Annotated in this window: 13 protein-coding genes; all 13 read left to right on the forward strand. The window is 60.1% G+C overall.

Features of this window, described 5'->3' with window-relative positions:
• Nucleotides 1–109 precede the first annotated feature (109 nt).
• The 13 genes from H1204_RS43600 to H1204_RS43660 all read left to right on the forward strand — a co-directional run bounded on the left by H1204_RS43600 (nucleotide 110) and on the right by H1204_RS43660 (nucleotide 14,499).
• Complete coding sequence (locus tag H1204_RS43600) at nucleotides 110–1,339, forward strand: CoA transferase (RefSeq protein WP_180736241.1); 1,230 nt, start codon at nucleotides 110–112, stop codon at nucleotides 1,337–1,339.
• An 11-nt stretch (nucleotides 1,340–1,350) separates the two neighbouring features.
• Entirely contained in the window at nucleotides 1,351–2,130 is a 780-nt protein-coding gene (locus H1204_RS43605) for an enoyl-CoA hydratase-related protein (protein WP_180736242.1), read from the forward strand.
• 19 nt (nucleotides 2,131–2,149) lie between these two features.
• On the forward strand, nucleotides 2,150–3,835 hold the full coding sequence (locus H1204_RS43610) for a class I adenylate-forming enzyme family protein (protein ID WP_180736243.1): 1,686 nt from the start codon (nucleotides 2,150–2,152) through the stop codon (nucleotides 3,833–3,835).
• Entirely contained in the window at nucleotides 3,832–4,602 is a 771-nt protein-coding gene (locus tag H1204_RS43615) for an enoyl-CoA hydratase-related protein (protein WP_180736244.1), read from the forward strand. The genes H1204_RS43610 and H1204_RS43615 overlap by 4 nt, the downstream gene beginning before the upstream one ends.
• Nucleotide 4,603: 1 nt before the next feature.
• Nucleotides 4,604–5,350: an SDR family oxidoreductase gene (locus tag H1204_RS43620; protein WP_346015801.1), complete on the forward strand. Its 747-nt coding sequence runs from the start codon at nucleotides 4,604–4,606 to the stop codon at nucleotides 5,348–5,350.
• A gap of 11 nt (nucleotides 5,351–5,361) precedes the next feature.
• Nucleotides 5,362–6,528: an acyl-CoA dehydrogenase family protein gene (locus H1204_RS43625; RefSeq protein ID WP_180736246.1), complete on the forward strand. Its 1,167-nt coding sequence runs from the start codon at nucleotides 5,362–5,364 to the stop codon at nucleotides 6,526–6,528.
• Nucleotides 6,529–6,598: 70 nt separating this feature from the next.
• Complete coding sequence (locus tag H1204_RS43630; RefSeq protein WP_180736247.1) at nucleotides 6,599–7,474, forward strand: 3-hydroxyacyl-CoA dehydrogenase family protein; 876 nt, start codon at nucleotides 6,599–6,601, stop codon at nucleotides 7,472–7,474.
• A 2-nt stretch (nucleotides 7,475–7,476) separates the two neighbouring features.
• The gene (locus tag H1204_RS43635) at nucleotides 7,477–8,148 is read left to right on the forward strand and encodes a 3-hydroxyacyl-CoA dehydrogenase family protein (RefSeq protein WP_180736313.1); all 672 of its coding nucleotides are present in this window, start codon (nucleotides 7,477–7,479) and stop codon (nucleotides 8,146–8,148) included.
• Nucleotides 8,149–8,504: 356 nt separating this feature from the next.
• Nucleotides 8,505–9,503, forward strand: a complete 999-nt coding sequence (locus tag H1204_RS43640) for an NADPH:quinone oxidoreductase family protein (RefSeq protein WP_180736248.1) — start codon at nucleotides 8,505–8,507, stop codon at nucleotides 9,501–9,503.
• A gap of 82 nt (nucleotides 9,504–9,585) precedes the next feature.
• Nucleotides 9,586–11,277, forward strand: a complete 1,692-nt coding sequence (locus H1204_RS43645; protein ID WP_180736249.1) for a class I adenylate-forming enzyme family protein — start codon at nucleotides 9,586–9,588, stop codon at nucleotides 11,275–11,277.
• Entirely contained in the window at nucleotides 11,274–12,068 is a 795-nt protein-coding gene (locus tag H1204_RS43650) for a glucose 1-dehydrogenase (RefSeq protein WP_180736250.1), read from the forward strand. The genes H1204_RS43645 and H1204_RS43650 overlap by 4 nt, the downstream gene beginning before the upstream one ends.
• A gap of 148 nt (nucleotides 12,069–12,216) precedes the next feature.
• Complete coding sequence (locus H1204_RS43655; protein WP_180736251.1) at nucleotides 12,217–13,593, forward strand: MFS transporter; 1,377 nt, start codon at nucleotides 12,217–12,219, stop codon at nucleotides 13,591–13,593.
• 27 nt (nucleotides 13,594–13,620) lie between these two features.
• A complete protein-coding gene (locus H1204_RS43660) occupies nucleotides 13,621–14,499 on the forward strand; it encodes a MaoC/PaaZ C-terminal domain-containing protein (protein WP_180736252.1) in 879 nt (292 codons plus the stop codon).
• Nucleotides 14,500–14,505: the final 6 nt, after the last annotated feature.

The raw sequence follows: 14,505 nt of genomic DNA on the forward strand, positions 1-14,505 counted from the left end.
GTCGGTGTAAATCCCTGATACAGAGCCATGTTGACCCGGTCGCGGTTTCAGCAGCGCCAAGTTGGCATACCTCTTGCAGATTGAGTCATCAACAAAAGCAGGAGACGTGATGAGCCAACTCGAAAAACTTCCAAGAATGCAGGGCAATGAGGGACTTCGCTTGCTGGAGGGCTTGCGGGTCCTGGACATGACCACCTCGATTGCTGGTCCCTATGCGACTCAGCTACTCGCAGATCTGGGCGCTGAGGTCACGAAGATCGAGAAGGTCGGTGGGGGCGACGATACGCGGGCGTGGGGCCCTCCGTTTCTCGACGGGGAATCGCTGTGGTATCTCAGCGTGAATCGGAATAAGGCCAGCGTGACGCTCGATGTCAGCAGGCCCGAAGGTCAGGCGATACTCGACGACTTGGTACTGCAAAGCGATGTGATCGTGCTGAACATGGTGCCGAAGGTTCAGCAAAAGCTGGGGCTGGACTTTGACAGACTGCACGCGCTCAATTCCCGATTGATTCACGTCTCGCTCACGGGCTTCGGCGTGTCGGGCGCTCGATCTGCGTTGCCTTGTTACGACCTCGTAGCAGAAGGCTATTCTGGTGTGATGGATTTGACGGGCGAGCCGGAATCGGGCCCGCAGAAGGTGGGAACGCCTGCAGCGGACCTGCTCGCCGGACAGGACGTTGCGCTCGCCACGCTCGCAGCCGTGATCGAGCGTCAACGGACTCAGGTCGGCAAGCAGGTGGATGTCTCGATGGTCGCGAGCATGGTGCGCTTCATGTCGCCGCGCATCGTGCCTTACCTGGGTTCGGGCGACCGGGTGACACGGTCCGGCGGCCGTGATTCAGTGATCGCCGTCTACCAGGTATTCGATACGGCAGACGATCCAATTACGCTTGGCCTCGGTAATGACGCGATCTGGGCGCGGTTCTGGAAGGCAGTGGATTCAGCAGAATATGGCGCCTTGGAAAAATTCCGGACCAACGCTGCGCGGCGCGATGCCAGGTCGGAGATCGTGGCCGCCATCAGCGAAGTGCTGAAGACGCGGCCGCGTGCACATTGGCTCGCATTGTTTGCTGAATACCGGATTCCTGCGGGTCCGATCAATCGCGTCGATCAGGTCGTTGCCGACCCACATCTGCTTGACGACGGCCTGTTCTATGCCGTCGACGGCGAGTACGGGCTGGTCCCTCAGGTGGGACTGGGCATCAAGTTCGATGGGCAGAGTGCAGTGCATCGCCGCCCGCCGCCAACACTTGGACAGGACACTGTTCGAGTGTTGCAGGAACGGTTGGGTATTCAAGAGGCCACACTGGCCAACCTCAGAAACGAAGGTATTGTTTGAAGGAGACACTGATGCAATTCGAGGAAATCACGTACGAAGAAGAGGGTCCCATCGGCACGATCACGCTGAACCGTCCGCACGATGGCAACATGTTCACGGAGCGCATGTGTCACGAGATTCGCGACTGTATCAACGCGATCCGTCGTGAGACACGCACGCGGGTGATCGTGATTACGGGCGCGGGCGACAAGTTCTTCTGCACGGGCGGTCGCAAGGACGGCATGCAGGATTCGACACTGTACGCCGGCGTGTTACCGACGCTCGAGATGTACGAAAGCATCGATCGTCTGCAAAAGCCGGTTATCGCATCGGTCAACGGATATGCGGTAGGCGGGGGTAATGTGCTTCAGGTCGTCTGCGACCTCACGATTGCGAAGGAGAGCGCGGTGTTCCGCCAGGTCGGACCCATGGTTGGCAGTTTCGACGGCGGCTACGGCACGTGGTACCTCGAGGATCTGGTGGGCAAGAAGCGCGCGAAGGACATCTGGTATCGCAACCCCAAGATTCTGGCTCACGAGGCGCTCGAAATGGGGCTGATCAACAAGGTGGTGCCCGACGATCAGCTGAAGGCTGCCACACGGGAGTACGCGCTCGAGGTTGCACAGCGCGGCGCATTCGCCCTCGCGTCGATCAAGGGTGCCTTCAATGCCCGTCACGGGGGAGTCAGCGGGCTCTCGCGGATGGCGCACGATCTGTTGTTGCGCGGCTACCTTGATTCTCAGGAGCACGATGAACTCGCAGCCGCGTTTGCCGAGCGCCGGGAGCCGGATGCCGCGAAGTTCGGTCACTGAGATTCGAGGGTAGGACATCATGCAAAACATCCTGACACTTCATAATCCCGAGACAGCGCGCGAGTACTATCTTTCGGGTGTCTGGCAGCAGGACACGCTCTACACGCTGGCACGGCGTCATGCGCGTGAGACGCCAACGTCGTGCGCGTTGCGCGACGCTGAACTGCGGCTGACCTGGCGGGAAACGGTAGATTGGGCCGATAGCGTCGCGGAATCCCTGCACCGCGCGGGACTTCGTGCCGGCGACAGGGTAGGTGTCTGGTTGCCCAACGTCGTCGAGACAGTGATCGTCTTCCTGGCATGCTCCCGAAACGGCTACGTGTGTTGTCCATCGCTGCATCAGAACTACACAGTCGACGAAATTGCGCTGCTTCTCGAGCAGATCGATTGCCGTGCGCTGTTTGCGGCGCCGGGCTATGGCGCGGACGGTGATCGCCATTCGATTTTCGCGCGGACCCAATCAATCGCCCATCTGAGCGCGGTTTACTCGCTCGACCGGCACATTGGCGGGCGTTGCGAGTTGGAGGGCATCGCGGCTTTTCCCGAGCGCGTGCCTCCCGCACTTACGCGTGCGCCGGATCTCAATCCCGACAAGATCGTCTATCTCGCGTTTACCTCGGGCACTACAGGTTCGCCCAAGGGCGTCATGCATAGCGACAACACACTGCTGGCCAACGGCCGTGCGCTGACCTACGACTGGGCTCGCACGACCGACACCGTGCTGCTTTCGCTAAGCCCGATGAGCCATCACATCGCGACGGTTGCCATCGAGCAGATGCTGGCAGTCGGATTCGAACTGGCCATGACGGACCCGCTTGTCGGACGTAAGGGTCTCGACTGGATCGTTGAGACGGGCGCGACCTATGTCATGGGGGTGCCGACCCATGCGATGGACGTGCTCGCAGAGATCGGGAAGCGCGGGCTGCGCGAGATCGGCAAGGTGAAATCGTTCTACATGGCGGGTGCTCCCATACCGCGCGACGTCGCACAAAGGTTCGTCAACCTTGGTGTCACGCCGCAGAACGTCTACGGGATGACGGAAAACGGATCGCATCAGTACACGGTGCCCGACGATACGGCGGACACCATCGTCTCCACGTGCGGTCGTTCGTGCAATGGTTATGAAGTGAAGCTGTGGCGTCAGGACGATCCGGATACGGAAGCACGCCCTGGCGAGGTCGGCGAGATTGGAGGACGCGGCGGTCTGCTCATGCTCGGTTACTTCAGCAATCAGGTGGCGACCGAGCGCTCGTTTAACCGCCATGGCTGGTTCATGAGCGGTGACCTGGGCGTGTTCACCGAGGATGGTTGCCTGAAGATCGTGGGCCGCAAGAAAGATCTGATCATCCGGGGCGGCCACAACATCCACCCTGCGCGTATCGAGGAACTCGCGATGCGGCATCAGGATCTAGAGCGGGCTGCGGCCTTTTCCGTTGCGGACGAGCGGCTCGGCGAAAAGGTGTGCCTTGCTGTCATTTGCAAGCCTGGGCGCAGCGTGCATCCAGACGCCTTGCTCGCCTGGCTGGCGGAGGCCGGATTGTCGAAGTACGACATGCCGGAGTATTTCATTGATATAGCAGCGTTTCCGATGACCGCAAGCGGCAAGATCCTCAAGCGCACGCTGGTCGAAAAGGTCGCCGCCGGCGAAATCCAGCCGATCGCGGTGCGCTATGTCGCAGAACACGTCGCAGGAGCACGGACATGACGGTCCAACTCACGTTTGAAGATTCTCTCGCGTATCTCACCCTGAATCGCGTCGAGGCACTCAACGCACTGAGCTTCGACGTGCTCAAGGAGATCTCGGATGCGATTGACCAGGTGGCTGTCTCCGATGCACGCGTGCTAGTGGTCACCGGTAGCGGTGAGAAAGCCTTTTGCGCGGGCGCCGATATCAAGGAACTGGCTGACCGCAATCTCATGCAGGAGCGCAAGGGTGCTGAATTCGGCCAGGCGGTATTCGCGAAGCTGGATCGTTTGCCGGTTCCGTCGATTGCCGTCGTGCATGGTTATGCGTTCGGCGGCGGACTCGAACTCGCTTTGGCCTGCACGTTTCGCGTTGCTACCCCCAAGGCAAAGATGGGGCTGCCTGAGATCAAGCTTGGCCTGATCCCCGGCTACGGCGGCACCCAACGTTTGCCGCGGTTAATCGGTGAGGCGAGGGCACTGGAACTGATCCTCTCGGGCAGGACTGTGGATGCCGACGAAGCGCTGCGCATCGGGCTGGTCAACAAGATCGTCGAGAGCGCCGACGCCAGGGTAATCGGCGCCGAATTCGCGCGGCAGTTCACGCCGTACAGCCGCTGCGCGTCGTTGTTCGCCCGCGAAGCAGTTCAGCGTTCTGCAGGCGTGAGCCTGCAGGAGGGTCTTCGCATCGAGGCAGACCTGTCGACGCTGGCCTACCGCACGGCGGACGCCGTCGAAGGTATGCGTGCATTCGTCGAAAAACGTGCTCCTCAATTCAAGGATGCCTGATATGAAAAAAGGATGTGTAGTAGTAACGGGCGCCAGCCGGGGTATCGGTGCAGCAATCGCGGAAGCGCTGGCACGGGCAGGGTTCACAGTCGCATGTCTCTCTCGAACGGGAGGATTCCCGCAGCGCGCCTCTGCAGACGATGAACTCCGCTCCCGGTGGATTCCCGTGACGTGTGACATCAACGACCGTGCCCAGCTCGAAGCGGCCTTTAAGACTGTCGCGCAGCAATCCCCGGTGCCGATCGTCGGACTCGTGAACAATGCGGGGATTCACCTCGACGGGGCGTCGAGTGAATTCGCAGTCGCGGACTTCGAGCGAGTGATGTCCACCAACGCGACCGCGCTGTTCTCCGTGAGCCAGGTCGCGCTGCCTTATCTGAGCGAGGCGGGCACGAGCATGGTCGTTAATATCGGCTCGTTCTTCGACAAGATCGGCGTCAAGCGAAACGCTGCGTATTGCGCTTCGAAAGCGGCCGTCGGCGCGATCACCCGCTGCCTCGCGGTCGAATGGGCCCGATACGGCGTACGTGTTTTGAACGTGGCGCCGGGATACATCGTGACGGATCTGAATCGCGAGGAGATGTCCGGCGAGAGCCTTCGCAACTTCCTTGAGAAGCGCATTCCGATAGGCAAACCCGGTGAGGCGGACGACGTCGCACATCTGGTCGTTTCGCTGTTTGGCGAGGCCGGCACGTTCATGACGGGGGAGACCCTGTACGTGGACGGTGGACAAGGTATGGCGCTCTAAGGGGCACGAAAATGAATGTATTGGAACGGTTGGACGCACGGGTCAAGCTGGGCGATGAAGAAAGGATGGTGCTCGACAGCGTGAACAAGCTCGCGAAAGAGCAACTGGCTCCGCGCGCTGCCGAATACGATCGTACGGGCGAATTCCCGTGGGACAACGTGAAGGCGATCAACGAACTCGGGCTCAACGCGATGTTCGTGCCAGAGGAGTACGGTGGGGCACCGCTGTCCTTCGCCTGTTACGTGTCGTGTGTGAAGGTGATATCGGAGGCGTGTGCTTCCACGGGCATCATCTGGGCGACGAACTTTCATGCGGCCAAGCCGATCGTCCAATATGGCAGCGCAGCCCTGAAACAGAAATTTCTGCCCCGTGTCGCGGAGGGCGCGCTGGTCGCGCTGGCCATCACCGAGCCGAATGCCGGGTCGGACGCCACGGGCATGACGACGTCGTTCCGCGAGGATGGTGACGACATCGTCATCAACGGCGGCAAGACATTTATCACGAACGGCGATGTCGCCGATATCTACCTTCTGTTCGGAAAATGGTCGGGCATCGACGACCCGAAGAAGGCGATTTCGGTATTGATCCTGGAGAAGGGCACGCCGGGCCTGTCGGTACTGGGCACCGAACACAAGATGGGCACCCGCGCCTCAGGTACGGCGACCTTGTCGTTCGAGAACTGCCGGGTGCCGCGGTCCAACCTGATGGGCCAGCCTGGAGAAGGGCTGAAGATCCTGTTCGGATCGCTCAACCGTTCACGTCCGAGTGTCGCGGCGCATGCGCTCGGTATCGCGCGGGCAGCGTTCGGAGACGCGGTCGCATACATCAACGAACGCAAGCAGTCGGGGCGTCGCATCATCGAGTTTCAGGGTATCCAGTTCATGCTTGCCGACATGGCGGCTGAGCTTGCGCTGTGCGAATCGTGGCTATGGCGGGTCGCGGAAATGGTGGACGCCGGCGAATCGGATTTCGGTATCGAGGCTTCGATACTGAAGATGCGCGCCACTGATGCAGCCATGCGAATTACGACGGATGCTGTTCAACTCCTGGGCGGTTATGGCTACTGCTCGGACTACCGCGTCGAACGCCTCATGCGCGATGCGAAGATCACCCAGATCTGGGAGGGTACGAATCAGGTGCATCGCCAGTTGATCGGACGCAGCTTCATCGAGAAATGAACCGCAATAACTTGCATCGGACCAGAGTAAGGAACTAGAGCGCCAACTCTGGTCGACAAAGGAGACGGACGTGACAGATATCAGAACGGTTGGGGTAGCGGGAAGCGGCACGATGGGTACGGGCATCGCGATTGTCGCGGCGCGAGCTGGCTTTGCGACAAAGGTCTACGACACACGCCAGGACGCGCTGGATCGTGCGCGTACACAGACGGAAGCGTTTTTGCGGAAATCGGCAGAGCGCGGGAAGCTTCCCGCCGATGCAGTACCCGAGATTATGGCGCGCTGGCGAGGTACGACCCGGCTCGAAGACATGGCCGATTGCGATATTGTGATCGAGGCTGTGTTCGAGGAACTGAGCGTCAAGCATGATCTCTTCGGTAAGCTCAACACGATCTGTGGCGAGCACACGTTGTTCGCATCGAACACATCTACTATCGCCATTACCGAAATCGCGGGTGGTTCCGGACGGCCCGACCGGTTCGTCGGCATGCATTTTTGCCTGCCTGCGCAACTGATGAAACTCATCGAGATGTCGTCTGGGCTGAACACCTCGGAGGTAGCGTTCGCGAAGGCGTGGGAATTCGCACTCGCCCTCGGTCAGAAGCCAGTCAAGACGCAGGACACGCCGGGATTCATCCTGAACTACTTCCTGATTCCGTTCAACAACGACGCAATCCGTCTGGTGGAGCAAGGTGTGGCGTCGCCCGCGGACATCGATAAGGCGATCAAGACTGCCCTTGGCTATCCGATGGGACCGCTCGAGTTGCTCGACCTTATCGGTATGGACACGCAGCGCCTGCTGTGCGAAGCGATGCATGGGTTGACCCATGAGCCCCGCGCCGCTTGCCCGCCGGTCGTGCGACGGATGATCGCCGCAGGGAGCCTCGGCAAGAAGAGCGGCAAAGGCTTCCATCAATACGGCGATAACAAGATGTTTGGAGCGTGATCATGTCCTACCAAATCATTCGTACCGGCGAGAGCCGTTCTTTTCCCGAGGCTCACGCCTTTATCGATTCGGCAGACCAGTCTGCCCACTCGCCGGTATACCTGGGCGCCAATGCCGGTCAGTCGTTCGTTCGGGACAGCCCCGACCTGGGCCACGCTGAATTCGCACTGATCGAACTGGCGACGGAATGTCTCGGCGTTTACGTCGACGAAACTGCGACCAGTCGCGACGTTGCACAGGCAGCGAAAACATTCGGATTCGCTCGCTTTCGCCTCGGCAGTTCGTCCCCGAGCAATCTCATCGAACTGGTTGTGCCCGCCCATCCCGATGCGGTTGCGTTGACGGCGGCGCGCAAGGTCTTCGAGGACGCGGGGTTCGTCGTCGCAGTGTGTGGGGATTTCCCGGGCCGCATCGTCGATCGCCTCGTGCGCCCCTATTACAACGCAGCACTGCGTCGACTGGACGAAAAGCTCGCTACTGCGTCGGACATGGACATGACGCTACGCCTAGGCCTCGGTTATCCCGAAGGGCCGATTGGATTGCTCGAGCGTACCGGGCTCGAACATCACTACACCATCACGCAGGCTTTGTATGAGGCGCTGGGTGACTCGGCGTATGCGCCGGCTCGACGGGCAATCAATGCCTTCAATCGGGCAAAGCTTGTGGACAGATAGCGCACTGTGCGAACGCTGGCCAACCGCCGGCGCGCACGCGCTTTTCCGCATGTCGATTCACAGGTGAGGGGATGTCGAATCGCGTGCGGTGCCGCAGTCGCGCACTCGACGGTGTGACCTTCACGAACGATGTGACGGTCCCGCCGGACGACGATCGAGTGTCGTTCCGGACGACATAGCCTCGCGCTTCGTGGAGCGCACAAAGACATTGCCACAGGCGAACCTGCTGCATTTGTCCTCTCGACCCTGATGTGCACTTAAACAGCAAGCGTTTGGTTCGATTGGCATGGCAATTGCCTTGTTTGTAAGCGGCCTTTTCATTCAACCATCCATTTTCCATATTCAAAGGCGCAGTCATGCGGAGTTATCGAGTACATGAACATGGTGAGCCGTCTTCGATGAAGATCGAGGACATTCCGGCGCTTTCACCGGGACACGGCCAGATGCTGATCGATGTACAGGCGTCCGGCATTAACTTTCCGGATGTGCTGGTCGTTTCGGGTGCCTACCAGTTACTGCCGGAGAGGCCATTTACCCCTGGGAAGGACTTCGCAGGGGTAGTGCGCGCCGTCGGCGACGGGGTAACCGAATACGCGGCAGGTGACAGGATCATGTCGCAGATCGAGTTCGGCGCCCTTGCCGAGCAGGCGCTGACAACACCCTCGCAATCGTTCCGCATGCCCGAAGGAATGAGTTTCGAAGACGCCGCAGCCATGGGGCTCGTGTACCAGACTGCGTGGTTTGCACTGATGGAGCGCGGCCAGTACAAGGCCGGCGAAAATGTTCTGATTGGAGGCGCAGCAGGCGGCGTGGGGCTTGCCGCCGTGCAGATCGCTGTTGGACACGGCGCAACCGTACTTGCCGCCGTTCGTAACGAGGAAGAGGCGAAGGTGGTACGGGCGTCGGGTGCGCATCATGTCATCGATCTGTCGGGCGGTAACCTGCGCGAGAGCATTCGCGACCAGGTCCATGCGGTGACGGAGGGGCGTGGTGCGGATGTCGTGCTGGACCCGCTCGGAGCGGAGTTCTTCGCAGGCGCATTGCGGGCAACCGCGTGGTGTGGTCGTGTTGTCGTGATCGGCTTTGCGGCTGGGGATATTCCGACTCTCAAGGTCAACTATCTGCTGCTCAAGAACATTTCCGTCTCCGGCCTTCAGTGGAGCGACTATCGGGATCGAACACCGGAGAAGGTGCGTGCGGCTCAGGGCGATCTGTTCAGGCTGTGGCATGAAGGCCATGTGCGTCCCGTCGTGATGCGTACGTTTGCGTTCGTGGAAGCGGCGGATGCGATGGTGCTCGTTCGAGATGGCAAGGTGCGCGGCAAGGTAGTGGTCGCAGTGGGTCGTAGTCGATAGACCAGCTATTTCGTTAGTCGGCCCCTTTCATGGAGGCCGGTCAAAAATGAAAAAAAGAATTCGAATAATTTAGGAGACTTAAATGCGGTCGAACATGCTGACCTTGCATGATCCGCGACTGGCGCGAGAGTTCTACGAACGCGGCCTGTGGCAAGACGATACGTTCTATACCCTCGCTAGCAGGCACGCGGGTGCTCGCCCCGGACACTACGCTTTCCGTGATGCGTACCGACGCCTTACCTGGCAGGAACTTGCTCGCTGGGCTGACTCCGTTGCAGCGGACCTTCATGAAGCGGGTGTGAAGACGGGCGATATTGTCGCGAGCTGGTTGCCCAATCGTGTCGAATGCTGGGTCCTGATGCTTGCCTGCTCGAGAAATGGCTACGTTTGCACCCTGTCACTGCATCAGAACCATACGGTCGACGAGGTGCTCACCCTGCTGCAGCGATGCAACGTCGCTGCCTTCGTGGGACAGGACGGCTACGGGTCGGGATCGGATCGCAAAAGCATTTTCGACAGTGTCAAAACACTTGAAGGGGTGCGCCGTGTCTATGCGTTTCCCGCGGAAGGCTCGAGCCAGTTGCCGAACGGTACCAGCCCATTTCCCGGAGTCGAGAGCTCGCTGACGCCTCCGCCAGTCAACGACAATCCAGACAAGGTGACGTACCTCGCTTTCACGTCGGGTACGACGGGTGCGCCCAAGGTGCTGATGCACAGCGACAACACGCTCCTCGCAAACGGTCGTGCGATGGTGGCCGACTGGGCGCACACCTGCGAAACGATCATGTATTGTCTCGGTCCGCAAAGTCACCACCTTGCGACGGTCGGGCTCGAACAGTGTCTGGCAAGCGGCTGCGAAATGGTCGTCAACGATTTACGAAAGGGCGAGAAGCCTCTCGACCGGATCATCGAATCCGGCGCAAGTTACGTGATGGGTGTGCCGACCCATGCGATCGACATCCTGGTCGAGCTCGATGCCCGAAATCTCGACCGTCTGGGCAACGTGAGCGTCTTCTATCTTTCTGGCGCGGCGATACCGGCGGAGCTCGCGCGTCGCCTGCTTGATCGCGGCATCAAGCCGAAAAACACCTATGGCATGTCGGAGAACGGTTCGCACACGTCGACGCTGCCTACAGACGATTTTGAGACGCTGGTCGCGACTGTGGGGCAGACGGTGGGCCGGGGTAACGCCTGCTACGAACTGCACATCTTTCGCGCGGACAACCGTGACGTCGAAGTGCCGCAAGGCGAGATTGGCGAAATAGGGGGGCGCGGCGCTTCGCTGATGCTGGGCTATTTCGGCAACCAGACGGCGACGCGCACGTCGTTCAATTCGCTGGGATGGTTCATGAGCGGCGACCTCGGCCGCTTCAACGAGAAGGGTGATCTAGAGATCATTGGGCGCCTCAAGGATCTGATCATCCGTGGTGGTCACAACATCTATCCGGCCGAAATCGAGGGGCTGGCGATTACCCATCCCCGTGTCATGAAGGCTGCAGCCTTTCCGGTGGCGGACGACCGGCTGGGAGAGAAGGTTTGCCTTGGCATCATTGCCGTTGACGGCGAGGACGTGCCCCCCGACGAGATGTTGGCGCATCTGTTCGATGCAGGTCTGTCGAAGTACGACATGCCGGAGTACTTCATCTGTATGCGCGAATTTCCGATGACGGCGAGCGGCAAGATTCTCAAGCGGGAACTGACCACTCAAGTCCGAGCCGGCCAACTGGTGCCACAGCCCGTGCGTTGGACAGGACGCAAGGAGACTTCGCTATGACGTGGGAACCGACGCTCAAATCTCCGGCTGACCTGGTGGATCTGCGGGGGCGCGTTGTCTGCATCAGCGGCGCTGCTTCCGGAATCGGGAAGGCACAGGTGGAACTCTTTCTCGACGCGGGCGCGAGCGTCGTCGCGCTCGACATCGACGATACAGGTTTGCAGCGGCTTTATGCGAGCTTGCCCGACCACGCTGAGCGACTGATGTGCAAGACCGTGGATCTGACCGTGCCGGAGCAGGTCGATCAGGCTGTCGCTGCCGGGAAACAGGCGTTCGGCGTTATCGACACGCTGTGCAATACAGCCGGTTATCTCGATGGCTATGCGCGAAGTCTGGATACCGCGGAGTCGCTCTGGGACAGGGTGTTCGAGATCAATGTCAAGGCAATGTATCGCCTCACAAATGCGTTGCTGCCGGACATGCTCGAACGCCGGTCGGGCGTGATTGTCAACATGGCGTCGATCGCTGGATTCCAAGCCGGGGGTGGGGGCGCCGCGTATACGTCGAGCAAGCATGCTGTTATCGGATTCACACGGCAGTTGTCTTTTGACTATGGCCGCTCCGGCATCCGTGTGAATGCGATATGTCCGGGGATGATCGAGACCGCGATGACCGAGGATGTGCTCGCTGATCCCGATTCGAAGCTCGTCAAAACACTCAAGCGTGTCCCGGCCGGTCGCCTTGGACGTCCCGAAGACATTGCTTGTGTCGCGCTGTTCCTTTGCGGCCCGGGTGCGGATTTCATTCACGGTGCGGCCATGGTCGTGGACGGAGGTTTGATGGTGAAGTAACCGCGTGGCAGCGTACGGGCTTCACGACGGCGCCTGTACGTTGCCTGATCTTTGGTGCAGTTCACGCCCGTGATGTAGCGCATCGATGAAATGCGGCGCACACCGGAGCCGCTGGCGAACCTGATCGCGCAGCGCGGAGGAGACAATCATGGAAAACACAGTAAAACCTTTGGGCCGGATTGGCATCGTCAAGGTTGCCGCAGCTAGCTTTATCGGAACGTTGATCGAATACTTCGACTTCTTCCTTTTCGGCACTGCGGCAGCCTTAGTATTCAACAAGATATTCTTTCCGAACCTTGATCCGTTGATCGGGACGTTGGCATCGTTCGCGGCATTTGGGGCTGCGTTCGTCGCCCGCCCCATTGGAGGTATCGTATTCGGTCACTTCGGCGACCGGCTGGGCCGGAAAACCATGCTGGTGCTGAGCCTCTCCATCGTCGGGGTATCGACGGCGGCCGTCGGGCTGCTACCAACCTACGAGCAGGCGGGTTTGCTTTCACCCGTATTGCTCGTGTTCTGCCGGATCATGCAGGGCATCGCTATCGGTGGGGAGTGGAGTGGCGCGGTGCTCATGGCCGTAGAACACGCTCCCGCGCGCAAGCGTGCCTTTTACGGAAGCTGGCCGCAATGTGGGATTCCCGCGGGGCTGGTACTTGCAACGGCTTCGTTCTATTTCGTGCAAAAGCTGCCTGTCGCCGACATGATGAGCTGGGGCTGGAGAGTGCCGTTCGTCGCCAGTGCAATTCTGGTGCTGCTCGGCCTGTATATCCGTCTGAAAATCGAAGAAACCCCAGCGTTTGCCGCAGTGAAGGAACGCAATGAGGAGGCGCGCTTTCCTGCTGCCGAAGTGGTCACGACGGCTTGGCGCCCACTGTTGGTCACGATCTTTGCGATTGCTTCGCCGAACATCCTGTTCTACATCGCGACGGTTTTCGTGTTGCGCTATGCGCCGGAACATACCGGTGTTTCACGCGATGTCGTACTGGGTGCCATTTGCGCCGCTGCGTTCGTGCAGATATTCACGATTCCGCTATTCGCGATGCTCGCGGACCGGATAGGCCGTCGACCGGTCCTGCTGGGCGGCTCCGTATTGATGGTGCTCGGGGCGTTTCCGTTTTTCTGGCTGATCGACCGGGGCTCCGCGCTGGGGATCTTCCTTGCGTTGCAACTGGCGCTGCCCGTTCTGCATGCGTGCACATACAGCCCCATCGCGAGCTTTATGCCCGAGCAGTTCGAGACTCGACTGCGCTACACGGGCTCGGCCATTGGGTATCAGGTGGGTGGCCTGATGACAAGTGGTCCCGTGCCCTTCGTCGCCGCCGCGTTGATTGCATCTTTCGGCGCATCTTGGCCACTCGCCCTGTACATCATGCTCGGTGGCGCTCTTTCACTGATTGCCATTTCGGCGGCGCGAGAGACCTATATGGCGGAGATCGACGAAAAGCCCGATCAGATCGACGCGAGCGCGGACACGAGCGGTCCAGTTCCGCTCGTAGGACGGCCTGCGGCCGACTCTGGCCGGTAGGATGGCGGCGCGACACGAGGAAAACCAGTGACTATCGATTATTCGACGCTCAAACATTGGCGCTTTGACGATGTCGCTTATCGCTACGGGACGCAAGAAACGATCCTGTACGCGTTGAGCGTGGGTGCAGGCGAAAGCCCTGCCGACAATCTGGCATTGCGCTACGTGTACGAACGGGATCTGCTTGTGGTCCCCTCGATGGCTGTCGTGCTCGGATATCCCGGCTTCTGGTTAAGGAACCCGGCAACGGGTCTGGACTGGAAGTCCGTGCTGCACGTGGAGCAAAGCGTCACGCTGCATCGTGCACTGGATCCGGAAGGTTGCGTGATCGGCCGCAACCGCGTGGAAGAGGTCTACGACCGTGGCGACAACCGCGGAGCAATCATGGTAACCGTGCGCGACATTGTCGACGCGCAAAGCGGTGCTCCCGTCGCGACGCTCCGTTGCACGGAATTCTGCAGGGGCGAAGGCAACTTCGGTGGGCCCCGTCCTCCATCGCGGGAGATCGAACCCATGCCGCAGACGCCGCCCGATCACGAGGTGTCCGTGGTGATTTCGCCGCGCGCGGCATTGCTCTATCGCCTGACCGGCGACGACAACGCGTTGCACGTCGATCCCTCCGTCGCACGCGCGGTGGGATTCGACCGTCCCGTCCTGCACGGAATGTGCACCTTCGGCACGACCGTGTTGTCGCTCGTACGTCTTCTTGTCCCGGATCATCCAGGCGCCGTGCGACATCTGGAAGTGCGCTTTACGGCTCCCGTTTTTCCTGGCGATCGGTTGAGCATCGACGTGTGGCATGTCGGAGCGGGATCCGTCCGATTCCGTGTTCGCGTCCCTTCACGTGAGGCAGTTGTAATCGACCACGGATTGTTTCTGTTCAAAACTTCTGAAGACGCCCTATGAATCTCA

The organism is Paraburkholderia sp. PGU19, from assembly GCF_013426915.1.
In the GTDB taxonomy this organism is placed as follows: Bacteria; Pseudomonadota; Gammaproteobacteria; order Burkholderiales; family Burkholderiaceae; genus Paraburkholderia.

Coding starts and splice junctions, on each gene's coding strand:
- H1204_RS43610 (WP_180736243.1), top strand. CDS start 2,150: ATGCAAAACATCCTGACACTTCATAATCCCGAGACAGCGCGCGAGTAC.
- H1204_RS43600 (WP_180736241.1), top strand. CDS start 110: ATGAGCCAACTCGAAAAACTTCCAAGAATGCAGGGCAATGAGGGACTT.
- H1204_RS43640 (WP_180736248.1), top strand. CDS start 8,505: ATGCGGAGTTATCGAGTACATGAACATGGTGAGCCGTCTTCGATGAAG.
- H1204_RS43655 (WP_180736251.1), top strand. CDS start 12,217: ATGGAAAACACAGTAAAACCTTTGGGCCGGATTGGCATCGTCAAGGTT.
- H1204_RS43645 (WP_180736249.1), top strand. CDS start 9,586: ATGCGGTCGAACATGCTGACCTTGCATGATCCGCGACTGGCGCGAGAG.
- H1204_RS43620 (WP_346015801.1), top strand. CDS start 4,604: ATGAAAAAAGGATGTGTAGTAGTAACGGGCGCCAGCCGGGGTATCGGT.
- H1204_RS43615 (WP_180736244.1), top strand. CDS start 3,832: ATGACGGTCCAACTCACGTTTGAAGATTCTCTCGCGTATCTCACCCTG.
- H1204_RS43635 (WP_180736313.1), top strand. CDS start 7,477: ATGTCCTACCAAATCATTCGTACCGGCGAGAGCCGTTCTTTTCCCGAG.
- H1204_RS43605 (WP_180736242.1), top strand. CDS start 1,351: ATGCAATTCGAGGAAATCACGTACGAAGAAGAGGGTCCCATCGGCACG.
- H1204_RS43625 (WP_180736246.1), top strand. CDS start 5,362: ATGAATGTATTGGAACGGTTGGACGCACGGGTCAAGCTGGGCGATGAA.
- H1204_RS43650 (WP_180736250.1), top strand. CDS start 11,274: ATGACGTGGGAACCGACGCTCAAATCTCCGGCTGACCTGGTGGATCTG.